The sequence below is a fragment of the Salmonella sp. NW38 genome (assembly GCF_051807745.1).
GTDB classification, from domain to species: Bacteria; Pseudomonadota; Gammaproteobacteria; order Enterobacterales; family Enterobacteriaceae; genus Salmonella; species Salmonella enterica.
Genome location: NZ_JAMMTO010000006.1, coordinates 19,533 through 44,473 on the forward strand (window position 1 = coordinate 19,533; position 24,941 = coordinate 44,473).

23 protein-coding genes and 4 pseudogenes are annotated in these 24,941 nt (G+C 52.9%); all 27 read left to right on the top strand.

Going from position 1 to position 24,941, the window contains the following annotated elements:
• The first annotated feature begins 1 nt into the window (after position 1).
• The 27 genes and pseudogenes from NA624_RS11880 to NA624_RS12010 all read left to right on the top strand — a co-directional run bounded on the left by NA624_RS11880 (position 2) and on the right by NA624_RS12010 (position 24,933).
• A complete protein-coding gene (locus NA624_RS11880) occupies positions 2–292 on the top strand; it encodes a hypothetical protein (protein WP_000175473.1) in 291 nt (96 codons plus the stop codon).
• Positions 293–353: 61 nt separating this feature from the next.
• Positions 354–896: a type VI secretion system contractile sheath small subunit gene (gene tssB, locus NA624_RS11885; RefSeq protein WP_000996821.1), complete on the top strand. Its 543-nt coding sequence runs from the start codon at positions 354–356 to the stop codon at positions 894–896.
• Between the two features lie 23 nt (positions 897–919).
• Entirely contained in the window at positions 920–2,428 is a 1,509-nt protein-coding gene (gene tssC, locus NA624_RS11890) for a type VI secretion system contractile sheath large subunit (protein WP_000013888.1), read from the top strand.
• Positions 2,429–2,480: 52 nt separating this feature from the next.
• On the top strand, positions 2,481–2,882 hold the full coding sequence (locus NA624_RS11895) for a BPSL0067 family protein (protein ID WP_001147173.1): 402 nt from the start codon (positions 2,481–2,483) through the stop codon (positions 2,880–2,882).
• On the top strand, positions 2,854–3,279 hold the full coding sequence (locus NA624_RS11900; RefSeq protein ID WP_001171575.1) for an STY0301 family protein: 426 nt from the start codon (positions 2,854–2,856) through the stop codon (positions 3,277–3,279). Before NA624_RS11895 ends, NA624_RS11900 begins: the two co-directional genes overlap by 29 nt.
• A 236-nt stretch (positions 3,280–3,515) precedes the next feature.
• A complete protein-coding gene (locus NA624_RS11905; RefSeq protein ID WP_000312802.1) occupies positions 3,516–4,001 on the top strand; it encodes an Hcp family type VI secretion system effector in 486 nt (161 codons plus the stop codon).
• 66 nt (positions 4,002–4,067) lie between these two features.
• Positions 4,068–4,262 (top strand): annotated as a pseudogene (locus NA624_RS11910) (type VI secretion system lipoprotein TssJ); the annotation flags it as partial.
• Between the two features lie 42 nt (positions 4,263–4,304).
• Positions 4,305–4,790, top strand: a complete 486-nt coding sequence (locus tag NA624_RS11915) for a type VI secretion system amidase effector protein Tae4 (RefSeq protein WP_001081548.1) — start codon at positions 4,305–4,307, stop codon at positions 4,788–4,790.
• Positions 4,775–5,158 carry a type VI secretion system amidase immunity protein Tai4 gene (locus NA624_RS11920; protein WP_000379083.1) on the top strand — a complete coding sequence of 128 codons (384 nt, stop codon included), beginning with the start codon at positions 4,775–4,777 and terminating at the stop codon, positions 5,156–5,158. The genes NA624_RS11915 and NA624_RS11920 overlap by 16 nt, the downstream gene beginning before the upstream one ends.
• Positions 5,159–5,300: 142 nt before the next feature.
• Complete coding sequence (locus tag NA624_RS11925) at positions 5,301–5,786, top strand: Hcp family type VI secretion system effector (RefSeq protein ID WP_000119439.1); 486 nt, start codon at positions 5,301–5,303, stop codon at positions 5,784–5,786.
• A 66-nt stretch (positions 5,787–5,852) separates the two neighbouring features.
• Positions 5,853–6,389, top strand: a complete 537-nt coding sequence (tssJ, locus tag NA624_RS11930; RefSeq protein WP_001045935.1) for a type VI secretion system lipoprotein TssJ — start codon at positions 5,853–5,855, stop codon at positions 6,387–6,389.
• Between the two features lie 3 nt (positions 6,390–6,392).
• Positions 6,393–7,736, top strand: coding sequence for a type VI secretion system baseplate subunit TssK (gene tssK / locus NA624_RS11935; RefSeq protein ID WP_000118727.1), 1,344 nt, complete (start codon positions 6,393–6,395; stop codon positions 7,734–7,736).
• The gene (tssL, locus tag NA624_RS11940; RefSeq protein ID WP_000132482.1) at positions 7,733–9,037 is read left to right on the top strand and encodes a type VI secretion system protein TssL, long form; all 1,305 of its coding nucleotides are present in this window, start codon (positions 7,733–7,735) and stop codon (positions 9,035–9,037) included. The genes tssK and tssL overlap by 4 nt, the downstream gene beginning before the upstream one ends.
• A 4-nt stretch (positions 9,038–9,041) precedes the next feature.
• Positions 9,042–9,815 (top strand): Rap1a/Tai family immunity protein, encoded by a 774-nt coding sequence (locus tag NA624_RS11945; protein WP_000976542.1) that lies wholly within the window; start codon positions 9,042–9,044, stop codon positions 9,813–9,815.
• A gap of 202 nt (positions 9,816–10,017) precedes the next feature.
• Positions 10,018–10,426 (top strand): annotated as a pseudogene (locus tag NA624_RS11950) (Shiga toxin A subunit).
• A 33-nt stretch (positions 10,427–10,459) separates the two neighbouring features.
• Complete coding sequence (gene icmF, locus NA624_RS11955; protein WP_001168973.1) at positions 10,460–14,329, top strand: Type VI secretion protein IcmF; 3,870 nt, start codon at positions 10,460–10,462, stop codon at positions 14,327–14,329.
• Positions 14,329–15,096, top strand: coding sequence for a TagF domain-containing protein (locus tag NA624_RS11960; RefSeq protein ID WP_001254130.1), 768 nt, complete (start codon positions 14,329–14,331; stop codon positions 15,094–15,096). The genes icmF and NA624_RS11960 overlap by 1 nt, the downstream gene beginning before the upstream one ends.
• Positions 15,097–15,138: 42 nt before the next feature.
• Positions 15,139–15,609 (top strand): glucosaminidase domain-containing protein, encoded by a 471-nt coding sequence (locus NA624_RS11965; protein ID WP_000501512.1) that lies wholly within the window; start codon positions 15,139–15,141, stop codon positions 15,607–15,609.
• Entirely contained in the window at positions 15,594–16,067 is a 474-nt protein-coding gene (locus NA624_RS11970) for a hypothetical protein (protein WP_000491748.1), read from the top strand. The genes NA624_RS11965 and NA624_RS11970 overlap by 16 nt, the downstream gene beginning before the upstream one ends.
• 8 nt (positions 16,068–16,075) lie before the next feature.
• Positions 16,076–16,204, top strand: a pseudogene (locus tag NA624_RS11975) (TagF domain-containing protein); the annotation flags it as partial.
• A gap of 49 nt (positions 16,205–16,253) precedes the next feature.
• Entirely contained in the window at positions 16,254–16,985 is a 732-nt protein-coding gene (locus NA624_RS11980) for a hypothetical protein (RefSeq protein ID WP_000040883.1), read from the top strand.
• A complete protein-coding gene (locus tag NA624_RS11985) occupies positions 16,982–17,416 on the top strand; it encodes a hypothetical protein (protein WP_000616540.1) in 435 nt (144 codons plus the stop codon). The genes NA624_RS11980 and NA624_RS11985 overlap by 4 nt, the downstream gene beginning before the upstream one ends.
• A 179-nt stretch (positions 17,417–17,595) precedes the next feature.
• Complete coding sequence (locus NA624_RS11990; protein WP_001555573.1) at positions 17,596–17,742, top strand: hypothetical protein; 147 nt, start codon at positions 17,596–17,598, stop codon at positions 17,740–17,742.
• Positions 17,739–18,106, top strand: a pseudogene (locus tag NA624_RS11995) (hypothetical protein). The gene NA624_RS11990 and the pseudogene NA624_RS11995 overlap by 4 nt, the downstream one beginning before the upstream one ends.
• A gap of 24 nt (positions 18,107–18,130) precedes the next feature.
• Positions 18,131–20,320, top strand: coding sequence for a type VI secretion system Vgr family protein (locus NA624_RS12000; protein WP_000011493.1), 2,190 nt, complete (start codon positions 18,131–18,133; stop codon positions 20,318–20,320).
• Between the two features lie 23 nt (positions 20,321–20,343).
• Positions 20,344–20,790 (top strand): DcrB-related protein, encoded by a 447-nt coding sequence (locus NA624_RS12005; RefSeq protein ID WP_000375831.1) that lies wholly within the window; start codon positions 20,344–20,346, stop codon positions 20,788–20,790.
• A gap of 18 nt (positions 20,791–20,808) precedes the next feature.
• Positions 20,809–24,933 (top strand): RHS repeat-associated core domain-containing protein, encoded by a 4,125-nt coding sequence (locus tag NA624_RS12010; protein ID WP_000272645.1) that lies wholly within the window; start codon positions 20,809–20,811, stop codon positions 24,931–24,933.
• Positions 24,934–24,941: the final 8 nt, after the last annotated feature.

Genomic DNA, 24,941 nt, shown 5'->3' on the forward strand with positions numbered 1-24,941 from the left:
TATGACATTACGTTACCCGGCGTTATTGACTCCTTTGCTAATGATGTTCGCTTTCAGTGTTTATGGCGAACCGCCTTTACCACAGGATGTGCAGCATTTTCTGAGCAATGCAGAGATGTGCCAGCATCTGGCCGGCGAATGGGACAGTTCTTTACCGGAAGAGGATAAAAAAGTCATAGAAAAGGGCATTAATACCTGGTGCGCTCCGGCGAAAAAAGCACTTCCTGGGTTACGGGAAAAGTACAAAGAAAACAAAGAGATTATAAAAAAACTCTCTGAGTATGATTTTTAAACTGTGCCGTTGCACCGCTGTCCGGGCGGTCGTCGGTAGATTGATAAGGAAATGAAAGAGTATGGCTATCAACAATAGCGCGCAGAAATTCATCGCGCGCAACCGCGCGCCGCGCGTGCAGATTGAATATGACGTAGAGATTTACGGCTCTGAGAAAAAAATCGAGCTGCCGTTCGTGATGGCGGTGCTGGCCGATCTGGCCGGGAAACCGCGGGAAGAACTGCCGCCAGTGACGGATCGCAAATTCCTCGATATTGATATGGATAACTTCAATGAGCGCATGAAAGCCATTGCGCCGCGCGTGGCGTTCGCTGTGCCGAATACGCTGACGGGTGAAGGTCAGTTGATGGTCGATATCACGCTGGAAAATATGGACGACTTTTCGCCGGCACAGATTGCCCGCAAGGTGGACGCCCTGAACCAGTTACTGGAAGCCCGCACCCAACTGGCGAACCTCCAGACCTACATGGATGGCAAGGCCGGGGCGGAAAATCTGGTCAATAAACTGTTGCAGGACCCGACCCTGCTGAAAACGCTGGCGAATGCGCCGAAACCGGCCGTTACCCAGCAAGGTGTGTCAGCGGATAATGAATCAGCGGAATAACGTCGAATTTTTAAGGAATTTTCATGGCAAACAGTAATATGCAGGCAACCGACGCGGTTGCTCAGGATACCGTCTCCGCATCCGGTGAATTTGATGCGTTGCTGAATCAGGCCTTCCGACCCAAGACTACCCAGGCGGCAAAAGCCGTGGAAGCCGCGGTGCAGACGCTGGCGCAACAGGCGCTGGCGAACACGATCACCGTCAGCGATGACGCCTATAAAAGCATCAGCGCTATTATTGCGCAGATCGACTTTAAACTGACCGAACAGATCAAACTGATTCTGCAATATCCCGACTGGCAGAAGCTGGAATCCTCGTGGCGCGGTATGGAGCATCTGGTTTACAACACCGAGACCGACGAAAAGCTGAAAATCCGCTTCATGAATCTGTCAAAAGATGAATTGCGGCGCAACATGAAGCGTTACAAGGGCATCGCCTGGGATCAAAGCCCGATGTTCAAAAAACTGTATGAAGCCGAATACGGCCAGTTAGGCGGCGAACCTTATGGCTGTATCATTGCGGATTACTACTTCGACCATACACCGCCCGATGTGGATCTGCTTGGCTCTATCGCCAAAGTCGCCGCGTCGGCCCATGCGCCGTTTATTGCCGGGGCTTCCCCCTCGGTACTGCAAATGGACTCCTGGCAGGAGCTGGCGAATCCCCGCGACCTGACCAAAATCGTCACCCAGAACCTGGAATATGCGCCGTGGAACTCCCTGCGGGCCAGCGAAGACTCCCGTTATATTGGCCTGACGATGCCGCGTTTTCTTGCCCGCCTGCCGTATGGCGCAAAAACCAACCCGGTGGACGAGTTTGATTTTGAAGAAGATGCGGATGGTTCTGACCATACCAAATACGTCTGGAGCAACGCGGCCTACGCGATGGGCGTAAACATCAACCGCTCCTTCAAACACTACGGCTGGTGTACGTTGATTCGCGGTGTGGAATCAGGCGGTGCGGTGGAAAATCTTCCCTGCCATACCTTCCCGACTGACGATGGCGGCGTGGACATGAAATGCCCGACCGAAATCGCCATCTCTGACCGCCGCGAGGCTGAACTGGCGAAAAACGGTTTTATCCCGTTGATCCACCGTAAAAACTCAGACTATGCCGCCTTTATCGGTGCACAGTCGCTGCAAAAACCACAGGAATACTACGATCCGGACGCGACGGCCAACGCTAACCTGTCTGCCCGTCTGCCGTACCTGTTCGCCTGCTCGCGCTTCGCGCACTTCCTCAAATGTATCGTCCGCGACAAAATCGGTTCCTTTAAAGAGCGCGAGGATATGCAGCGCTGGCTAAATGAATGGATTATGAATTACGTCGACGCCGATCCGGTTAACTCCTCGCAAGAAACTAAAGCCCGTCGTCCGCTGGCTGCCGCTGAAGTAGTGGTGGAAGAGGTGGAAGGCAATCCAGGTTATTACGACGCGAAATTCTTCCTGCGTCCGCATTTCCAGCTTGAAGGGCTGACGGGATCGCTGCGCCTGGTGACAAAACTGCCGTCAGTGAAGCAGGGCAATGCCTGATGCATTTATTTTGTGAATGTATAAATGATATCAGAGGATATTAAGAGAATATATGCCATATGTTTATGCTAATGCAAAGGCTTTACAGGATACAGAAAAGGTAGGAAACCACCATCAGTGTGTTGAACTTATTCAACACTATATACGAGTAGGACAAGCGAGTACATGGCAGCAAGGGGCCGCAGTATTTGGAAACAAAAACATTGAAGTCGGGACAGTTATCGCTACTTTTGTGAATGGGCGATATCCGAACCACAATAGTGGCAACCATGCTGCATTTTTTTTGGGGCAAGATGCTGGCGGGATATGGGTGATGGATCAATGGAAAGATGATATCGCAAAACCCCGTGTGTCCAAACGTTATATAAGAAAGTTGCATAATGGAAGTGTTCGTAGTGACGGGACTTATATAAGGATGAGTAATAATGCAGAAGCCTATTTTATCGTTGAATAGCACCTGTATTGTCGGGGGCATTCTGTGGTTACTTCCGGTAATAGTTGTTCATGCCGATGAGATTGTCTGCCCTGCGGTTATTCATTTTTCTCAGGCTCCAATAATTTCCTCAGCGGAAGGATGGAATGTCTCATCCCGTGCAGCGCGTATGTTGAATGATGGTGGTTTTCTTTCGTCTGGCGATCCCAAAGAGCAGGCAGATCTGAAAGGTGAAGATGCAGTCGTTGATGGGAAAAAGGGGCACCTGTGGGAGATAGACCCGGAGGATAATCGCCGGGGGATCTGGTTCTCGTGTAGTTATGGACAGTGGGCTGTTCTGCTTGCCAGAAAAGTTCAGGGAACGGTCGCGACATGCTGGAGCCCGGATGTCTTACCGGCGAAATTGATTTGTAAATAAAATATATAATCTTTATATGAATACTCTGATGCCAGAATACGCATAAAAGATGCCTGTTAATGTTTAAGATTTATTCGTGAAGTAAATACTTCAATAATATTGGCAGCGGAAAAAGACAGCCTTCTGTTCTCCTGAAATTACGGGGAAGGGGATTCTGTACGGCAACGGTTTATTTCTGCGCAAATTATCAGGATAAACCAGGTTTATTTTAAGTAAAACTTAATAAGGATATAAAAATGGCTTATGACATTTTTTTGAAAATTGACGGCATTGATGGCGAGTCAATGGATGACAAACACAAAAATGAAATTGAAGTACTGAGCTGGCGCTGGAATATTCATCAGGAATCCACCATGCACGCCGGTAGCGGCCTCGGCTCCGGTAAGGTCTCCGTCACCAACCTGGATTTTGATCACTATATCGACCGCGCCAGCCCGAACCTGTTCAAATACTGCGCCTCCGGCAAGCACATTCCGCAGGCCATTCTGGTTATGCGTAAGGCTGGCGGCAATCCGCTGGAGTACCTCAAGTATACCTTCACCGACCTGATTGTCGCCGTGGTTTCCCCGAGCGGCAGCCACGATGGTGAAATCGCCTCCCGTGAAACGGTAGAGCTTTCTTTCAGCACTGTGAAACAGGAATACGTGGTGCAGAACCAGCAGGGCGGCAGCGGCGGCACTATCACCGCAGGTTACGATTTCAAGGCGAACAAAGAAATTTAACGGCTGTTTTTCCGGCCAGATTTATATCTGGCCGGATTTATTGTTTTGATTTTAAAGGAATTTACAGTGAATAAATGGCGTAACCCCACTGGGTGGTTATGTGCGGTAGCTATGCCTTTTGCACTGCTCCTGCTTTCCGGATGCGGCAGTAGCGATTCGCTATCTGACCCCTAATCGCAGCGGCCTGGCCTGAGCGTGAAAGCGTTTTACAAGGTGAATTCTGACAATCAGAAGAAAGCGGCGTCCATGAAGATACGTGTTGAGAATTAATGAGCTACACAGAATTTTTAGAGGGTAAGCAAAATGAACAGACCTTCATTCAATGAAGCGTGGCTGGCTTTTAGGAAGGTGAATCATTCCGTCGCTGATGTGGGTAGTATTATTGGTGGAAACGTTGGGAAAAATATAACTGGTGGTTATTTTCAAAATGCCTGTCCTATTCGAATGAGCTATGTTTTGAATGCGACAGGATTCCCAATAGCCCGTAACTCCCCGTATGCAAAGGTTAGTGGTGCCGATAATAAATTCTATATTTATCGCGTGAATGATATGATTGATCATCTTACTCATAATATGGGCAAGCCTGATCTTATTGTTAATAATCCGAAACAGAGTGACTTTATAGGGAAGAAAGGAATTATCGTAGTAAAAGGGCATGGCTGGAGCAATGCCAGAGGACACGTTACATTATGGAATGGCAGTATCTGTTCAGATCAGTGCCACTTATTAAATGACCCAGATAATGGACCATTTGTTCCTGAAGTTGGGACTCTGTGGATACTGCCATGAAATGGTTAATATTAGTTACTTTCAGCATAAGTGGAATGCTGGTATGGCAGCCATCTTTTGCACAAGAAGCATTGACCACACAATATTCACAGTCGGAACTCTTAAAAAATTGGGCGCTGAGTCATTGTCTGGCATTAGTATACAAAGATGATGTCGTTAAAAACGATGCCAGAGCTACGGCCAGTGCTTACCTTGAATATGGTAAACAATCTGTGGAGATTTATCATGAAATTGATGAGATTGCGAAAAAATATTCAGGGTTGAAATATAATGGCTCGATATCATCAGATTTTAATACCATGAAGTGCATAGATTTTATCCACGACAGTGAGTTAAATGAATTAATTGAAAGGCGTGTCGAGAAGTAAAATTCAAAGATATTAAAAGCATATGTTCTCTTGCTCTGATGAATTTATGGGTAATAGAGAGCTGTACAGTAATAGTTAATCTGTTCACCTAATAAAGCAGATAAATCAGGGCTTTATTTAGGTAGTTAAAAGGATAGTAGATATGTCTTATGATATTTTTCTGAAAATTGACGGCATCGACGGTGAGTCGATGGATGACAAACACAAAAATGAAATTGAAGTACTGAGCTGGCGCTGGAATATCCATCAGGAATCCACCATGCACGCCGGTAGCGGTCTCGGTTCCGGTAAAGTATCTGTTACTCATCTTTCATTTGAACATTACATCGATCGCGCCAGCCCGAACCTGTTCAAATACTGCTCTTCCGGCAAGCACATTCCGCAGGCCATTCTGGTTATGCGTAAGGCTGGCGGCAATCCGCTGGAGTACCTCAAGTACACCTTCACAGATCTGATTATTGCAATGGTATCGCCCAGCGGAAGCCAGGGAGGGGAAATTGCGTCTCGCGAATCAATTGAGCTCTCCTTCAGCACCGTGAAACAGGAATACGTGGTGCAGAACCAGCAGGGCGGCAGCGGCGGCACCATCACCGCAGGCTACGACTTCAAGGCCAACAAAGAAATTTAACGGTTATTTTTCCGGCCAGATTTATATCTGGCCGGATTTATTGTTTTGATTTTAAAGGAATTTACAGTGAATAAATGGCGTAACCCCACTCGGCGGTTATGTGCGGTAGCTATGCCTTTTGCACTGCTCCTGCTTTCCGGATGCGGCAGTAGCGATGCGTTACCTGACCTCGAATCACAGCGACTCGACCTGAGCGTGAAAGCCTCTGATAAGGTGAATCCCGACAATCAGAAGAAGGCCGCGCCCATTGAGATACGTGTTTATGAACTAAAAAATGACGCCGCTTTCACGACAGCTGATTACTGGTCGCTCCATGACAACGACAAATCCGTCCTTACCGACGATTTAGTGCGTCGCGACAGCTTTATTTTGCGTCCCGGCGAAGAGAAAAAACTGCGTCGCCCGCTGAATGCGCAGACCACGGCAATCGGCGTACTGGCCGGATACCGTAACCTGGCCAAATCGGTCTGGCGGGTAACCTACAAAATCCCGGAAGCCCCGGAAAAAGCCTGGTACAGCAACTTCGTACCGGGGAAAGGAAAAGTGCAGTTGGAGGCGGAACTGGAACAAAGCGCCATTGTAATTACGGAACGGGATAAATGAATTATGAGCTGGAATGACCGCGTAGTCTGGAGTGAAGGACAATTTTTACTGCCGCAGATGTTTCAGCAGCAAGAGCGTTATCTGGAACACGTCATGCATTACCGCAGCCTGCCGCTGACCCCCTTTTTCTGGGGATTCAGCCACTACAATATTGATGGCGAAGCGCTGAACATCGGTAAACTGATACTGAAAGAGGCATCAGGGATTTTTCCTGACGGCACGCCGTTTAACGCACCGGACCACACCCCGCTGCCGCCGCCACTGACCATTCTGCCGGAGCACCTGAACCAGCAGATTTGTCTGGCGGTACCGGTACGCGCGCCGAACAGCGAAGAAACTACGTTTGACAATAACCCGGAATCATTGGCGCGTTTCTCGGTACATGAACACGACATCCGCGACGCCAACTCGCTGGGACGTGGCGCGCAGTTATTACAGCTCAGTCACCTGCGCCTGCGGCTGCTGCCGGAAAAGGCGGTGACGGGCGCCTGGATTGGCCTGCCGCTGACCCGCATCATCGGGCTGAATCCTGACGGGCGGATAGATATCGACCACGACCTGATCCCGCCCATCATTAATTATCAGGCCAGTTCACTGATGTGTACCTGGCTGTCGTGGATCAACGATCTCATCCGGATGCGGGCCGATTCGCTGGCGGAACGGCTGACCGGCAGCGACAACCACGGCCATGAAGCAGCAGAGGTCTCCGATTACCTGCTGCTGCAAATTCTCAATCGCTTTGAGCCGCTGTTGATTCACCTGGCGAAAACCCCGCTGGCCCCGGAAGTGTTGTATCGCTACCTGTCCGAACTGGCCGGGGAACTCTCCACCTATGTGCGTCCACAAACGCGACGGCCCGCTGAATACAAAGAGTACAAACACCTGACGCCCTATGCCGGGTTGAAATCACTGGTCGATGAGGTGCAGTTCCTGCTGAATGCAGTACTGATCCGGGGCGCGCAGCGCATCGAGCTGAAAGAGGGGACTTACGGCATCCTGAATGCGGTGGTGGCTCCTTCCGATCTTGCCGATTTCAGCACGCTGGTACTGGCGATAAAGGCTTCAATGCCGACCGATGTGCTACTGCAACATTTTGCCGCCCAGACCAAAATTGGGCCATCCGATCGCCTGCCGGAACTGATCCGCTCGCATCTGCCGGGGCTGGCTTTGCAGGTTCTGCCTGTACCACCGCGCCAAATCCCGTTTCAGGCCGGATACATCTATTACGACATCCGCCGCGAGGGAGCATTGTGGGAACACATTGCCCGTTACGGCGGGATGGCCATGCATACCGCCGGGGAATTTCCGGGGCTGGAGACAGAACTGTGGGGAGTGCGCGATAAATGACAGACAGTACCCTGACGCCGCCAGCGGCGGACATGATGTCCTTTTTGTCCACCACGCCGGAACATAAGGACAGTGAATATGAAACGCCGGTACACACCAGCCAGCGCACGGAACTCAATGTCATCGTTGAAGACGGTCCGGACAGCAAACTCCGGCTGGCTGAAATCAGCGCGGCGGCTAACCCGTTGCTCGCCGCTGCCCGGCCTTTATTGTGCGCTCTCGCAGCCATGCCCGCTAAACTGGATGCGGCCCTGGTAGAGCCTTACCGTAATCTGCTGGTACGCGAGATGCATCTGTACCAGACATTATGCGATCAGGCGAACCTGCGGCGCGAGCACGTACTGGCGGTACGTTACTGCCTGTGTACGGCGCTTGATGAAGCCGCCAATAACACAACCTGGGGACGGCGCGGCGTCTGGGCCGGAAAAAGCCTGCTGGTAACATTTCATGGTGAAAGCGAAGGCGGGATAAAACTTTTCCAGATCATCGGGCGTCTGGCGGCCAGCTTCCAGGAACATGGCAACGTACTGGAGGTTATCTACCACCTGCTGGGGCTGGGATTTGAAGGCCGCTACAGCGTGCAGCCAGACGGGCGTAAGCAACTGGACAATATTCGTCAGCAACTGCTGACACAGCTTTCACAGCGTCGCGATCCGGTCATGCCCGCGCTCTCGCCTGACTTTCAGGGGGCGATAAGCGGACGACTGCGGCGGATGCGCCGGGTGCCGGTCTGGCTGAGCGCCGGGATAGCCCTGTTGGCGATGCTGACGCTGTTTGGCCTTTACAGCCACCGGATGGATGTGCAGACCGTCACCGTACAACAGCATATTGATGCGATTGGTATAAAACTGCCGCCGCCGCCCGTGCCGGTTCATAAGCTGCGGCTGAAAATCCTGCTGGCAAACGAAATCGCCCGTGGCCTGCTGACCGTGGACGAAGATGACCAGCACAGTAGGGTGGTCTTCCGTGGCGACGCCATGTTTGTACCGGGACAAAAAACGGTGAGTGACGCAATCCGGCCAGTGATTAACAAAGCGGCGCGGGAAATCGCCCGCGTGGGCGGCGCAGTCACTGTAACGGGTCACACTGACAGCCAGCCCATTCATTCGGCTGAATTCCCATCCAACCTGGTGCTGTCGGAAAAACGGGCGGCGGAAGTTGCGGCGTTGCTGACCTCCGGCGGCGTACCTGCCGGACGGGTACATATCGTTGGCAAGGGCGATACGGTGCCGGTGGCGGATAACGACAGTAAAGCCGGGCGGGCGAAAAACCGTCGGGTGGAAATTCTGGTAGTGGAGTGAATGAATGATGAAAAAATCAACCTATGATGTGTCTCATCATTCGGCAGTATGTGGCGTGATGGGGGATTATTATCGGATCTCCGCGACATATCACATAACACGATCTGTTCGTGTTTTTTTGATCATCTTATGTTGCCTGTTATCCGGTGGCGCTTTTGCCGGATCCCCGATTAACGCAGGATTCATTTCCCCCGATAATGTCAACCTCAGTATACGGGATTTTCTGGGATTTTATGCCAGTGATAACTTACAGGAAAAAGATAATACACTGATGTATGTGTTGGGGGTAGCGGATGCCACAGAAGGTAAGACGTGGTGTGGATATGGTCAGGTTGACAGTATAACAATAAACCATACTGTGCTGGCCTGGCTTGATCGGTACTCTGTGAAAAAGCCTGATGCAAGAGCTTCGGTGCTGATAGAGGAAGCATTAGTTAAAAATTTTCCCTGTCAGAGGACAGACTCCTCCATAAAAATTGCTTCCCGGTCATCTCCCATTTTATCCCTGACTCCGGATGCGCTTAATCTTTCAGGTAATGACTTTTTTAAATTTTGGGTGTCTGGTAATCAACGGGATAAACTCAGGGCGGGTATCTATCTGCTTGGCGTGGAGGATGCAACGGAGAAAAAACTATGGTGTGGATACGATTTATTTAAGACGCTAACATTAAATGAAATTGTCTATGTTTCTCTTAAAAATAAAACCAATGAGGAACTGAATTCTCGCGCGGCTGAACTTATCATAAATAAATTAATAGAGTATCCCTGTAATATATAAAATCATTCAAGTTGCATCAAGGCGGCAAGGGAATGAATCCCCAGGAGCGTACATTAGTTCGTGACTGGGGTGAGCGAGTAAAGCCAACGCACATGCAGCCTGAAGTATGACAGGTATACCCTGTAATAATGTTATCGCTGCCAGTTCAGATAAAGTATTGGTGGTAAAGTCTTGGTGGTAAAGGATTGATATGTTTAAGGTGATGGTCTGTCTGTTGGTGGGTATTCCTGCCATTTCTTATGCGCAGGGTTATGGGTGTGCTACGGTTGGAGCATCAATGGAGTCATCGTTATTTGATGCCATAAAAAATGACCTGAATATAGATGTCGCTACTATTATAAAGGATAAAACAAAGTGTATCTAAGGTCTATGCAGAATCTCTGGCCAGGATGGATTATGAAAAAGATAAGGCCAAAAATAAAGTGGCAATATTAGATAAGAAATCCTATTTCGATAGTTACTATGAGAACCAGGTTAAATCTATCGTGGCAAAATATACCTATATTAACAAAGATAAAGAAAAAGATATTTTCATTGCATCCAGCTTCATGAATGCTGATGAGTGTTCTGTAAAATTTAATGGTTATATTACTTTATCCAGGGAATTTTAAAATATTGATTATTGGGTGGCGAGTCGAAACATAATGCAAAAATTTCTTAGTCTGCTTTTTTCCCGGCGCGCGCTGGCGGTTGTGGGCGTTCTGGTTTTGGTGCTGCTGGTCTGGTTTGTCGGGCCGCTGGTATCATTTGATACCCTGCGCCCGCTGGCCTCCGTGGGGAGCCGGGTAGTGACCATTGCCCTGTTGCTGATGTTGCTGGTACTGTGGCTGGTCAACTGGTCAATGAGCATTATCGGCATCAGTGTCCTGTGCCTGGCGATTGGCTTCGTCACACCGCTGCTGGCCCTGGGCGATGTCCATCCGTTTGCGCCGCTGTGGGTCCGCCTGACATTAATTGGTTTCATCCTGCTGATGTACGCGCTGTACGGCCTGTACCGGCTGTGGCGTGCGCTGCGTATGGATGAACAACTGCTGCGTCGCTTCCTGCATCCGCGCGGGGAAGAGGTACCGGTGGCTGGCGAGATCAAAGCCGACCTGCGCACCGTCAACCATATTGTCACGCAGGCCATCCGGCAACTGCGGCAGTTGCGGGTGGACATGCCCGGCTGGCGTAAAATCTTCGAGGGAAAACGCTTTCTGTATGAGCTGCCGTGGTTCATGGTGGTCGGCAGTCCCGGCGATGGCAAAACCACGGCCCTGCTGAACACCGGATTGCAGTTCCCGCTGGCGGAGCAAATGGAGCAGACCTCGCGTATCCTGACAGTGCCGGGTGGCGGCACGCTACACTGCGACTGGTGGTTTACCAACGAAGCAGTGTTGATTGATACGGCCGGACGCTACGCCCGCCACGATGACGGCGGAGAAGCGAGCGCCGCGCAGCGTAACGCCGGAGAGTGGCAGGGCTTTCTCGGTCTGCTGCGTAAACATCGCCCCGGCGCGCCGCTTAACGGCGTGATCCTGACGCTAAACGTGGCGGATTTAACCGCACAGTCACCGGCGGAACGCCTGGCGGCCTGCGCCGCTCTGCGGGCGCGACTGGCAGAACTGCGCGAGACCCTGGGAATTCGCTTTCCGGTCTATCTGGTGGTCACCAAAATGGATTTGTTGCCGGGGTTCAGCGAATATTTTCGCACGCTGACCAGCCATCTTCGTGCACAAATCTGGGGCTTCACGTTGCCGTACAGCCGCAGGCGAAAAGCGGGCGACCCGCAGGCGCTGCACGCCGCCTGCGCGCAGGAGCTGGCGCGCCTGACGCTGCGGCTGGATCAGGGACTGGATACCCGGTTACAGGAAGAGTACGACCTTAAAAGCCGCCAGCGGCTGTATACCTTCCCGCGTGAGTTCGCCGCCCTCGGCGAGCCGTTGCTGGAGGCTATTGAACAGATCTTCCTCGATTCAAAATTCGATGCCACGCAACTGAATAACACGCTGCGCGGGGTGTTTTTCACCAGTGCCGCGCAGGCGCAGGCCGACGCCGTGGCCGACCAGTTGAGTATCTGGCAGCGCTTTGTCCGGGCGATAAAAACCGCCCGTGGCGAATCATCCGCCTCTCTCCCACACGCTCTGCCGGACGGCAACCGCAGCTACTTTCTGCATGATCTGCTAACACAGTTTATTTTCCGTGAAGCGCACCTGGTGGAGCCAAACCTCCAGTGGGCCTGGCGTTACCGCCTGCTGCGCCTCGGCGGGCACCTGCTGGTACTGGTGCTGGCATTCCTGTTGTGGCAGGGGATGCAGACCAGCCAGCAGACCAACGGCGACTATCTGAATGAAATCAGCGCCCGCGCGACCCGGCTGGACGGCGAGGTGAAAGCCTACACCGGTAAACCGGCGATGGCTCCCGTCCCGGCACTGCTGGACAGCGCAAGGGAACTGTCCGCCTGGCCGGAACTGGACCCGGACGCGCCGCCGCTGACCTGGCGCTACGGCCTGTACAGCGTACCGCCGGTAACCGACAGCGTGGCGTCGCTGTACAACCGCCTGCTGGATCAACTGCTGCTGCCGCCGCTGGTGAAACGGATGGAGTATGTGCTGGCAGACGCCATTGCCCGTCAGGACAGTAAAGCTGCGTATGATGCCCTGCGCATCTATCTGCTACTGAATCTGGATAAAAATCACGAAGATAAATACAACGCGGCGGAGATCCAGTCGTGGGTGATTAACGATCTGGGGAACAGCGACAGCGTGGCCGGGTTCGGCGGGCGCGCCGCCGTGCTGACGCATATCGAAGCGCTGTTTGACGGCAGTCGGGTGGTGCATTCACCGTATGAGAAAGATGAGGCGCTGATCCGCCAGGCGCGGGCATTCCTCGACGGTCACACCAGTACCGAGCGTATCTATGCGCGGGCGCTGGCGGCAATGGAGAGCGAAGCGCCGCAGGAGTTCACGCTGGTACGCGCCGTCGGCGCGGATGCGGGAACGGTGTTTGTGCGTAGCAACGGCGCGCCGCTGGATCGGGGCGTTCCGGGTATTTTTACCCGTGAAGGATACCGGGAGCTGTTCGACAAACGATTACCGGAATTTGTGGCGGCGGCGACGGCGAACGATGGCTGGGTGATGGGCCGGGAGAGTACGCCAAAAAAGCTGACTGACAGCCTGCGCAGCCAGATACCGGGGCAGGAGCAGTCTGTCGCCCGCGAAGTCCGCCGTTTGTACCTGACGGAATATGCCCGCCGCTGGCAGGATTTTCTGGACAGTATCCATAGTATCAACAGTGCCGGGGAAGAGGGCAGTTCCGGCCTGGCCTATGATTTACAGGTGCTGCGCACCCTGGCGTCGCCGGACTCACCGCTGATGCGGCTGGGAAAAGCGGTGGTGGAGCAGACCACGCTGGTGCCGCCGCCGGACCCGCAGGCCAGACAGAAACAGCTGGCGCAGCGCGCGTCCGGTAACGCGGGGAAAGTGGTACAGACGGCAAAACTGTTCCAGGATATTCACCCGGAAGAACGGCTGGAAAAAACGCTGGTGGATGATCGTTTCGCCGCGCTGCGCGAGGTCATTGCCGGGCGGACGGACGGCGGACAGAGCGGCGGTGGGACGATGCAGATCGCTTCGCTGCTGACCATGCTCAACGAGTATTACACCCAACTGACCATTGCTGATAGCGCGCTGGCGGCGGGGACGTTGCCAGCGCGCATTACTGCCGCAGACAAGTTGCAACTGGAGGCGGCGAAACTGCCCGCGCCGCTGAAAAACATCCTGCTGGATCTGACGAAGCAGGGAACGCGCAAAATCAACGCCGGGACCGGCGATGTGCTGAACACCCAGATGGAGGCGATGATGGGCGACGACTGCCGTGACGCCATCGACGGGCGCTATCCGTTCGCCGACAGCCCGCAGGAGGTCAGCGCCGAGGACTTTAACCGCATCTTCGCCAGCGGCGGCGTACTGGATGCCTTCTGGAGCAAACAACTGGCTCCGCTGGTGGATACCGCCAGCGACCCGTGGCGCTACAAACCGACCGAAGGCAACATGACGTTGCAGGGGCCGGATTTAACGCCGTTTCAGCAGGCGAAGCAGATCCGCAGCGTGTTTTTTAACAGCGAGGGCGGGAAAAAATTTTCCTGGTCGATGCAGATTAGTGTGGTGGATATGGACCCGGCCATCACGGAACTGGTGATTGATATCGACGGCCAGGTGCTGCGCTACGCCCATGGCCCGGACCGGCCCCTGAAAGTGACGTGGCCGGGACCGCGCAACGGCTCGATGGCGGAAATCACCGCCAGCCCGCGTATTCGCCAGGACACCTCAACGCTACTGACCGGCGGGCCGTGGGCGCTGTTTCATCTGCTGGACGCCGGAATGGTACAGGAAACGGCGGTGCGGGGGCGTCAACTGGTGGAATATGATTTTGACGGTCGCCGGGTGGTGCTGGAAATCACCGCCGGGCGGGATTTTAACCCGGTCAGCCGGGAGCTGTTGCAGAACTTCAGTTGCCCGGCGAGGGCGCTGTAATGCGCCGGCCAGCGGTGGTATCAGCCCCGGCGATGTTCGGCAGGCTGCCGGACCAGCGCGACTATGTGCGCTGGCGGGTGGGCGCTGAAGAGGGACGAATATGGCAGGACTGGCTGAACCGCCAGACATGGGTGGGCAGCGGGCGGCATATCGTGTTGCCGGAAGGCCAGACGACCGATGAAGAGCGTGACGGCTGGATGCACCTGTCGCCGCGTGGCGAACATGATATGCCCGCGCCGGAACACCATCCGCTGCCGTGGAGCTTTGTAATGTCGCCGGGATTTTTGCCGATGGGTGGGACGACTGACTGGCTGACCGGAGTGCTGATGGCGTCACGGGATAGCGTGGGACGCCCGTGGCCGCTGGTGATTTACCAGCGCTGCGGTCGGGAGTGGCTGGACGAGAGTTTGCAGGAGACGCAGGGCTGGCTGTACTGGCTGGCGAGGCTGGCGGCGCAGCATATCACGCCGGACACGATGCGGCGCGGGCGGCTGACGGAGCAGGTGGACCAGCTATGGGCGATGTGGCAGCCGGGGCCGTGGTGGGCGCAGTGGCTGCGTGGGTTACGACGTACATCGCAGCGCAGCCGGGAACTGACCGGGCTGCCGGATGAAGCACCGGTAGTAGAACTGCCGGGCGTGCGTTATCTGCCGTGGCCGGGCTGGCCGGGTAAGACGCTGGGGCAGGCAACACCGGGGCAAGGCTGGTTCTGGCAGCAGAACAGTGAAGGGCGGTATGTGGATGCGCTGCGACTGGTGGAGAAATAATGAACATGGTGGTTTTAAAAACACCTGCTAAGGAATGAAGAAATGGGTGCTTATGATAAAGCGTGTAATAACACAGAGGCGGTAAGGTTTATTCAAAAATATAAGAATGATTGTGAGATAATCGCTAATCAACTTGAAGTGCCAGTGGAATTTATACTGGCGGTTGCAGCAAAGGAAAGTCGTTATGGGCAGGGAAGGATTGCAACTGAATATAATAATTTTTTTTCAATGCATGGTCCGGCACCATTGCAGTTGAGTAAAGTTCATCCTCAGGGAAGTCACGACGTGTGGGTTGCCACCTATACGTCTTTTTTAAATTGCGCGAAATCATTCGCCATCAGGTTTGGTAGTGCAGTCAGAAAGATAAAGGACCCTAAACAATTTGCACAAGCATTGATTGAGTCACGATTTAATTCAGGTAAAAGTAGTAATGGAGGGCATACCGGATACGCCAGTGAACTGGTGGCTATGATTGGTATGGTTAAGCGGAGAATGGCATGTTCAGTAAAATAGTGTCATTGCTTTTGTTTACTATTTTATCCGTGAGCAGTTATGCCCAGGTTCTTGTATCAAATATCCCGGTGTTTGATTTGACTAAATTAAATCAGGAAGGGCTTACCGAGACACAGGCTCAGGCATTATTGGTTTTATCATTAAAAAATAAAAAATATAATATTACATTGCCTGGCGTTTTTATGGACGAGGCCTTAAAAAATGATCAGGGTAAACCATTTCATTCTGGATATTATAGCTTTGGTGTGGGCTATGACTCTCCTTCTGCCGGTGCTACGGATATCTGGGGATTATTCTCCGTCAGTCCGAAAACAGGAGATATCTGGGAAGAATATTCATGTGAGAGAATATCATTTCCGGCGCTACAAAAAATACAACAAGAAATAATGAAAAAAACTGGCGCGACATTTGCCAGTGAAGTGGTACAGCGCCGGGGGCTGGGCTGTACAGATGAATAGCGGGATAGTTGGATCTACCGGGCATACGTTACCTGCCAGGGCAAGGCTGGTTCTGGCAGCAGAACAGTGAAGGGCGGTATATGGATGCGCTGCGGCTCATCACGGAAGTTGATAATTCAGGTGATGTCCGAAGATAAAAGGTATGGCATCAATGCGATATGCTTCGGGGATCCCTAAGGAAATCGAATGAGTAAGTTACAGTTTGACCCTCATAGCCCATTGGCTGAATATTTTTCTAGAACAAAGATAGACGGGGAGTTTATCAAAAACGATTATGGTGATAGAGGTGAATTTGTCATAAATAGTGAAACGGGAGCTATTTCATTATTGTTAAAATGTAAATATACATGGGTTAAAAATAGCGATGTGAAGGACGACTGGACGTTTATAGAAAAATCATTGTTTATCATTAATGTTTATACGACAGTTTGTTCCGAATGGAATGGTAAAATATTTTTTTCTGTTTCAGGAAGTTCAGATTTCGCCAGGAAGTTTCAGGGGAAGCCTCTGCCATTTGATATACAGATGATCCCTGTCAATCATGGCGAGCACTGGGATGTGACTGCATTGAAAGTGAGACCAGGGGATGATGTAAGGACTTATGTTATCTGGGGTTCTCGTATCCTCCATATTGATTCCGAGGATGTGGTCGCAGTGCGGAAATGTCTTGATCCAGCCCAGACAGTTTGCTCTAACCAGATAAACGTACCTCATGAAATTGGACATATGATTGGTTATCATGACGATGAGTATGCTCTGGATAAATCAGGTAAAGCAACAACGGCATATAGATCGGATGCTGCCGCATTAATGAATATTGGAATGGAGCTTCGAAGTCGTTACCTGGAACATGTTAACACATTTCTGAATGTAATAATTCCTGATACTTACTTTACAGTTTTGAGTGTAGGTAAATGATACAAACATGTATTCTGCTCATTCATTTTCTGATGCATGGCGTAATGTTTAATCCCCACCCTCAACCCTCTGTCACTGCGATAAATGGTATGAAATATGATCTGGTAAATGTAACAAAAAAAGATGATCAGGTAACTCAATATTATGAAAAAAATAATATACAAAACGGAGGGGTTGATGCTTCTTTTGTTGAAAAATATGGCAGGCCTGAACATGAGTTTGTCAGACCTCGCTATATGTTTGTTGGGGAGTATTATATTGGGCTGGAAAAAACCTATAGGTCAACGGACCCCAGATTTAGCAATGTACTGATTAAAGAAATGTTCTGGCATCTCCATGATGATTTGAACTTGACATGTTGGTTTCATTATAAGGACGAGCAGTGGCGAGTGTTCTCCTATATTTTTTGGCCACCCGGTGCTGTATTCTAGTTTACTATAATAATGAAGAGATATTCTCATTCTGCTTCAGAACATCAGTAGAGCATGAGATAGGTCACACACTTTTATATCTTGAAGGTGAGTATGACCTGCCAAAACCACCTGAGAATTTTGATACCAATTATTTGTCTTTAACCAAAGGGGAAAGATTTCCATCGAATGAGTTAAGAGTGGCAAATGATATATATGGTTGGGATATTGATGGAGTGATGAATATTGGAACAGAACTTCGGGAACATTATCTGGATGATATTCCTGTACAATTAAATGTAATAATTCCTGATGCCAGTTTCTTGCTTGCGGAGTTAAAAAAATGAACAGTTTTTTTTGCTTTGATGTCGTTATTGCTAATCGCTACCACAGGGGGGAATCTTTTGCTCAGCCTCCAGTATATGAGCAAAGAAGTTATATAAAGAGCGGAGAGTCTGAGGCTTTTTTTATTAAAAATATGGACGTCCGACACGTGAGTTTATAAATCCTCGTTACAAATTTGTCGGAGAGTATTCCATTGGCATTGAAAATACTTATCGTTCAACGAATCCTGAATTCAGAAAAATTCAGATAAAGGAAATATTCTGGGATTTGAATAAGGATTTAAATTTGACATGTTTCTTTCATTATAAAAATGGGCAGTGGCAGGCTATTTCTTATTTTTTCTGGCCGCCAGAGGCTTTATTTTAATCCGATATTTAAGGAGTAAATATCATGAGTTTTGTATCTACGGGTAATAAACCAGCTGGAAATGGTGGACCCGTCATCACCACGCCGCCAATAACCGGCGAAAGTGGCGATACGAGCACAGGTTCAGCCGCAACCGGTATTGCTGATGCAGCCGAACAGATGGCAGAACAGGCAGCGGCGGAGCTGTTTGGTGCGCTGCCGGAGCCGTCAGGGCTGGTAAAAGCGGCAGTAACCGCAGCGGCGGCGGGGATATCGGATATAGTTAGTGCCGCCCAGGATGCGGCGGCGTTGCTTGCTGCCGGCGGGCCGGGAGCGCATAACGTCACGGTAAGCGGTAGCGCTGTGCCGCCGCAGATGCTGCTTTTTGCTGGTATAAATGGTTCGGAGAAACTTGGCAGCCTGTTTACCTACATTGTACAGCTAAAAACGCCCGACACCCTGAACCTGGGCTATGTCTCCCCGGCGGCCAACCTGCCGCTCAAACCGATGGTGGGCAAAGATCTGTGCGTCAACATCGAACTGGATGGTGGCGGTAAACGGCATATCAGCGGGCTGGTCACGGCGGCGCGGGTGGTGGGCCATGAAGGGCGTTCGGTTACCTATGAGCTGCGTATGGAGCCGTGGGTAAAACTGCTGACCCACACCAGCGACTACAAAGCATTCCAGAATAAAACCGTGGTGGATATTCTGGATGAGGTGCTGGCGGAATACCCCTACCCGGTGGAAAAGCGGCTGGTGGAAAGCTACCCGGTACGCACCTGGCAGGTGCAGTACGGTGAAACTGATTTTGATTTTCTTCAGCGACTGATGCAGGAGTGGGGCATCTACTGGTGGTTTGAGCACAGCGAGGACAGCCACACGCTGGTGCTGGCGGATGCCATCAGCGCCCACAAAGCATGTCCGGACTCGCCGCTGGTCGAGTGGCACCAGGAAGGGCTGAAGCTGGACAAGGAGTTTATCCACACTATCACGGCAAACGAGAGCCTGCGGACTGGACAGTGGGTGCTGGATGATTTCGATTTTACGAAGCCACGTTCATTGCTGGCAAACACCGTGGCAAACCCGCGTGAAACCGGTCATGCCACCTACGAGCATTATGAGTGGCCGGGAGACTACTTCGACAAGAGTGAAGGCGAGATGCTGACGCGCATTCGTATGGAAGCGCAGCGCAGCCCCGGCAGTCGGGTGCTGGGGGGAGGGAATATCCGCACACTCATGACCGGTTATACCTTCACGCTGGAAAACTATCCCACCGCCGAAGTCAATCAGGAATATCTGCTGATGCAGACCTTGCTGTTTGTGCAGGACAACGCGCAGCACAGCGGGCAGGACCAGCACTTTACCTTTTCCACCCGTTTTGAACTGCACCCGACCCGTGAGGTGTTCCGCCCGCAGCGGACGGTGAGCAAACCCCACACCAAAGGGCCGCAGAGCGCCATCGTCACCGGCCCGTCGGGCCAGGAAATCTGGACGGATCAGTACGGGCGGGTAAAGGTACAGTTTGGCTGGGATCGCTACGGCAAAATGGATGAAAACAGCTCCTGCTGGATACGCGTCAGCTACCCATGGGCGGGCAAAGGCTTCGGGATGATCCAGATCCCGCGTATCGGCCAGGAAGTGCTGGTGGATTTCAAAAACGGCGATCCGGATCTGCCGATCATCGTGGGGCGTACCTACAACCAGGACACCATGCCGCCGTGGGGACTGCCGGGAATGGCGTCGCAGAGCGGGATCTTCAGCCACTCGCTGTATGGCGGGCCAACGAACGGCAACATGCTGCGCTTCGATGACAAAACCGGCGCGGAGGAAGTGAAGTTCCACGCGGAAAAAGATCTCAACACCACGGTGAAGAATAATGAAACACATACGGTAATGGTGGATCGCACTAAAACCATTATTAAAAATGAAACCAACAGTATTGGTGAGGACAGAAACACCACGGTAACGAAGAATGACGGCCTTTCCGTAAAACTGGCGCAGACGATCAATATCGGCACCACTTATCGTTTAGATGTTGGCGATCAATTCACGCTTCGCTGCGGCAATGCGGCGCTTGTTTTACATAAGGACGGCTCCATTGAGTTTTGTGGCAAGCAACTGATGTTACATACCAGCGATGTCATGCAACTGATTGGTAAAGGTATTGATATGAACCCGGATGGCGGCACAGCCGTAACCGCCGATGATATTGCCCCCCTTCCCACCTCTGAATGATCTGAATTAAACCTGGAGTTCTCATGGATCGACCATACCGCATACAGGAAGGGTGTTTTGTCCTGCCTGAGACATTTACGGATCGCAGCGTCAATATTTTTATCCTGGAGGGCAATGAACGAACATCACCCAGTCTGAATATTTCCCGCGATACGCTAAAACCTGATGAAGACCTGCCCGCCTATATTGACCGCCAGATTGCGCTGATGAAAAAAAATCTCGGTCAGCACCGGGTATTGTTGCGAGCGCCTGCACAGGCAGGAACGGGCAATGATGCCCTTATGGGGGAACAAATTGCCGCCACCCATAAATCCGGGAAAACGGAAGTGTACCAGCGTCAGGCCGGGTTTATTGCAACCCCTGGCAAGGTACTGGTCTTCACCCTGACCAGTCCCCGTCCTTTTGATGATAAAGCAGACCTACTCTGGAACACCTGGCTGGCAGGCTTTCAGCCGGATAAAAACGAATAATCACACGGAGGTGTGACCATGTATGAAGCAGCCCGTGTGGATGATCCTATCTACCACACCAGCGCGCTCGCCGGGTTTCTTATCGGCGCTATCATCGGCATCGCCATTATCGCGCTTGCCGCCTTTGCCTTCTTTAGCTGCGGTTTTCTTGCCGGGCTGATTCTGGGTTTTATGGCCGATCAAATAGCCTCCGGGGTATTGCAACTGGGCGAAGCCATCGGGCGCTCCATCCACCACACGGCAGGAAAAATCCTCACCGGTTCGGAGAATGTCAGCACCAACAGTCGCCCGGCGGCGCGCGCGGTACTGAGTACGGTGAAATGCGATCACCATATCGCAGAAAAACGCATCGCCCAGGGGTCGGAAAATATCTACATTAACAGCCAGCCCGCCGCCCGTAAGGATGACCACACCGAATGCGACGCGGTGATTGAAGACGGTTCGCCGAATGTGTTTCTGGGCGGCGGTACGCAGACGGTACTGGAAATCAGTTCTGAAATTCCGGACTGGCTGCGCAAGGTGGTGGATGTATTGTTTGTCGTGGCGAGTCTGCTCGGCGGGCTGGCCGGGGCGTGGCGGCAGGCGGCAAAGCTGGGGACGAAATTTGGCACTAAATGTGCCGCTAAGTTTATCGGCGGGGAGCTTGCCGGGATGGCCGTGGGTGAGGCTATCAGCGGGCTGTTCAGCAATCCGGTGGATGTGACCACCGGGCAGAAAATCCTGCTGCCGGAAACGGACTTCACCCTGCCCGGTCGCCTGCCGGTCACCTGCTCGCGTTTTTACGCCAGCCACCTGGAAACCGTGGGACTGTTGGGACGGGGCTGGCGGCTGAACTGGGAAACCAGCCTGCGCGAGGACGATGAACACATCACGCTGACCGGCGTACAGGGGCGGGAACTGTGTTACCCGAAAACGATGCTGACGCCCGGCCACCAGATATTTGACCCGGAAGAACAGTTATACCTCAGCCGCCTGCATGACGGGCGTTACGTGCTGCATTACACCGATCGCAGCTATTACGTATTTGGTGATTTTGACAGTGACGGCATGGCATACCTGCTGTTTATGGAGACGCCGCACCGCCAGCGCATTGTCTTCGGGCACGAAGGAGGCAGACTGGTACGGATAGCCTCCAGCAGCGGGCATCACCTGTTACTGCACCGCACACAGACCCCGGCAGGGGAGCGGCTGTCGCGAATTGAACTGGTGCAGGGCGGCACCCGTGGCAACCTGGTGGAGTACCGGTATGACGATAACGGTCAACTGACCGGCGTGGTGAACCGGGCGGGAACGCTGGTGCGGCAGTTTGCTTATGAAAACGGGCTGATGACGGCGCACAGCAATGCGGCGGGGTTCACCTGCTGCTACCGCTGGCAGGAACTCGACGGCGCGCCGCGCGTGACGGAGCACGACACCAGTGACGGCGAACATTACCGCTTTGACTATGATTTTGCCGCAGGCACCACCACCGTCACCGGCAGACAGGGGGAGACATGGCAGTGGTGGTACGACAGGGAGACGTATATCACCGCGCACCGGACGCCGGGCGGTGGAATGTACCTCTTCACGTACAACGAAGACCACTTCCCTGTCAACATTGAGCTGCCCGGCGGTCGCACGGTGGCGTATGAATATGACATCCAGAACCGGGTGGTGAAGACGACAGATCCGGAAGGCCGGGTGACGCAGACGCAGTGGAACGGCGAGTTCGACGAAATCACGCGCACGGCGCTGGACGATGACGCTGTCTGGAAAACGCAGTACAACGCCCACGGCCAGCCAGTGCAGGAGACGGACCCGGAAGGGCGGGTGACGCAGTACGCTTACGATGAACAGGGGCAGATGTGCAGCCGGACGGATGCGGCGGGCGGCACGGTGGTGACGGCATTCGACAGCCGGGGGCAGATGACGCGGTACACCGACTGTTCAGGGCGCAGCACAGGATATGACCACGATGAGGACGGCAACCTGACGCGGGTGACGGACGCGGAAGGGAAGGTGGTACGCATCAGCTACAACCGACTTGGGTTGCCGGAGACTGTGAACTCACCGGGGAAACAGCAGGACAGGTATACCTGGAATGCGCTGGGGCTGATGAGCAGCCACCGGCGCATCACGGGGAGCGTGGAGAGCTGGCGGTATACGCCGCGCGGTCTGCTGGCGGCGCACACGGATGAGGAGAAGCGCGAGACGCGCTGGCAGTACACGCCGGAAGGCCGGGTGGCAACGCTGACCAACGGCAACGGGGCGCAGTACCGGTTCAGTCACGATGCGGACGGCAGGCTGATGCGTGAGGTGCGCCCGGACGGACTGAGCCGTACTTTTATCCTGGACGACAGCGGTTATCTGACGGCGATACAGACCACGGGCACGCAGGGCGGCGTGCGGCGGGAGACGCAGCAGCGGGATGCGCTGGGCCGTCTGTTACGGACGGAGAATGAACACGGCCAGCGGACGTTCAGCTACAACCGGCTGGACCAGATAACGGCAGTGACGCTCACGCCCACGGAGGCGGGGCAACAGCAGCACCGGATGCAGGCCGACACGGTGCGTTTTGAGTATGACCGCAGCGGCTGGCTGACGGCGGAGCACGCGGGGAACGGCAGCATACGTTATCAGCGCGACGCGCTGGGCAACCCGACGGACATCACGCTGCCGGACGGGCAGCACCTGACGCATCTGTATTACGGGAGCGGGCATCTGTTACAGACGGCGCTGGATGGCCTGACGGTGAGCGAGTATGAGCGCGACAGCCTGCACCGTCAGATAATGCGCACGCAGGGGCAGCTTGCGACGTACAGCGGCTATGACGACGACGGGCTGCTGAGCTGGCAGCGCAGTCTGGCGTCCGGCAGTGCCCCTGTTCTTCCCGGCCAGCGCCCGGCGCGGCAGGGCTGCGTGACGTCGAGGGACTATTACTGGAACAACCACGGCGAGGTGGGCACAATTGACGACAGCCTGCGTGGCAGCGTGGTGTACAGCTATGACAGAAGCGGTTACCTGACCGGGCGCTCAGGTCAGATGTATGACCATGACCGTTATTATTACGATAAGGCGGGCAACCTGCTGGATAACGAAGGGCAGGGTCCGGTGATGAACAACCGGCTGCCGGGCTGTGGTCGTGACCGTTACGGCTATAACGAGTGGGGCGAACTGACCACGCGGCGCGACCAGCAACTGGAGTGGAACGCGCAGGGGCAGCTGACGCGGGTCATCAGCGGCAACACGGAGACGCACTACGGCTACGATGCGCTGGGCAGGCGGGTGAGCAAGGCGACGTACGGGCGGCACACGGGCCATACGGCGCGGAGCCGGACGGACTTTGTGTGGGAGGGGGTCAGGCTGTTGCAGGAGAACGTGCAGCAGCAGGGCTGGCGGACATATCTGTACGATGCGGAACAGCCGTACACGCCGGTGGCGAGCGTGACGGGGCGGGGAGAAAGCAGGCAGGTGTGGTATTACCACACGGACGTGACGGGCACGCCGCAGGAGGTGACGGCGGCGGATGGAACGCTGGTGTGGGCGGGATATATCAGGGGGTTTGGAGAGAATGCGGCGGACATCAGCAACAGCGGGGCGTACTTTCACCAGCCGCTGCGGCTGCCGGGGCAGTATTTTGACGACGAGACGGGGTTGCATTACAATCTGTTCAGATATTATGCACCGGAGTGTGGACGGTTCGTCAGTCAGGATCCCATAGGGTTAAAAGGCGGGATAAACCTTTATCAGTATGCGCCGAATCCTCTCTCTTGGATCGATCAGCTTGGTTTAACAACTGAAGAAATAACGCTTAAACCAGGAGAAATACTTGTTAATCCTAAAGACGTTAATTTCTCTCAAACAACCATTAATAGTGCTTTTGATACACCTGATGGAAAACGAAGTGTACAATCGGTAATAAATGATGTGCGTAAGGGGAATATAAAAGCTACAGATTTTCCAGCAATAAAAGTTGTCAATGTAAAAGGTCAATTAGTTGTCAGAGATGGTAATAGTCGTTTAGCTATTGCAGTTAAAGGAAAGGCTCAACAAATAAAAGTTATTCTTGAGACGAACGTTGATCAACTAAGAGATTTTACTAAGAGATTAAGAAATAATGGTCTACCTAATACAGGAACATCTAAAACGCCAACTTGTAAGTGAGAGATGAA

Coding starts and splice junctions, on each gene's coding strand:
- NA624_RS11880 (WP_000175473.1), top strand. CDS start 2: ATGACATTACGTTACCCGGCGTTATTGACTCCTTTGCTAATGATGTTC.
- tssB (WP_000996821.1), top strand. CDS start 354: ATGGCTATCAACAATAGCGCGCAGAAATTCATCGCGCGCAACCGCGCG.
- tssC (WP_000013888.1), top strand. CDS start 920: ATGGCAAACAGTAATATGCAGGCAACCGACGCGGTTGCTCAGGATACC.
- NA624_RS11895 (WP_001147173.1), top strand. CDS start 2,481: ATGCCATATGTTTATGCTAATGCAAAGGCTTTACAGGATACAGAAAAG.
- NA624_RS11900 (WP_001171575.1), top strand. CDS start 2,854: ATGCAGAAGCCTATTTTATCGTTGAATAGCACCTGTATTGTCGGGGGC.
- NA624_RS11905 (WP_000312802.1), top strand. CDS start 3,516: ATGGCTTATGACATTTTTTTGAAAATTGACGGCATTGATGGCGAGTCA.
- NA624_RS11915 (WP_001081548.1), top strand. CDS start 4,305: ATGAACAGACCTTCATTCAATGAAGCGTGGCTGGCTTTTAGGAAGGTG.
- NA624_RS11925 (WP_000119439.1), top strand. CDS start 5,301: ATGTCTTATGATATTTTTCTGAAAATTGACGGCATCGACGGTGAGTCG.
- tssK (WP_000118727.1), top strand. CDS start 6,393: ATGAGCTGGAATGACCGCGTAGTCTGGAGTGAAGGACAATTTTTACTG.
- tssL (WP_000132482.1), top strand. CDS start 7,733: ATGACAGACAGTACCCTGACGCCGCCAGCGGCGGACATGATGTCCTTT.
- NA624_RS11945 (WP_000976542.1), top strand. CDS start 9,042: ATGATGAAAAAATCAACCTATGATGTGTCTCATCATTCGGCAGTATGT.
- icmF (WP_001168973.1), top strand. CDS start 10,460: ATGCAAAAATTTCTTAGTCTGCTTTTTTCCCGGCGCGCGCTGGCGGTT.
- NA624_RS11960 (WP_001254130.1), top strand. CDS start 14,329: ATGCGCCGGCCAGCGGTGGTATCAGCCCCGGCGATGTTCGGCAGGCTG.
- NA624_RS11965 (WP_000501512.1), top strand. CDS start 15,139: ATGGGTGCTTATGATAAAGCGTGTAATAACACAGAGGCGGTAAGGTTT.
- NA624_RS11970 (WP_000491748.1), top strand. CDS start 15,594: ATGTTCAGTAAAATAGTGTCATTGCTTTTGTTTACTATTTTATCCGTG.
- NA624_RS11980 (WP_000040883.1), top strand. CDS start 16,254: ATGAGTAAGTTACAGTTTGACCCTCATAGCCCATTGGCTGAATATTTT.
- NA624_RS11985 (WP_000616540.1), top strand. CDS start 16,982: ATGATACAAACATGTATTCTGCTCATTCATTTTCTGATGCATGGCGTA.
- NA624_RS12000 (WP_000011493.1), top strand. CDS start 18,131: ATGAGTTTTGTATCTACGGGTAATAAACCAGCTGGAAATGGTGGACCC.
- NA624_RS12005 (WP_000375831.1), top strand. CDS start 20,344: ATGGATCGACCATACCGCATACAGGAAGGGTGTTTTGTCCTGCCTGAG.
- NA624_RS12010 (WP_000272645.1), top strand. CDS start 20,809: ATGTATGAAGCAGCCCGTGTGGATGATCCTATCTACCACACCAGCGCG.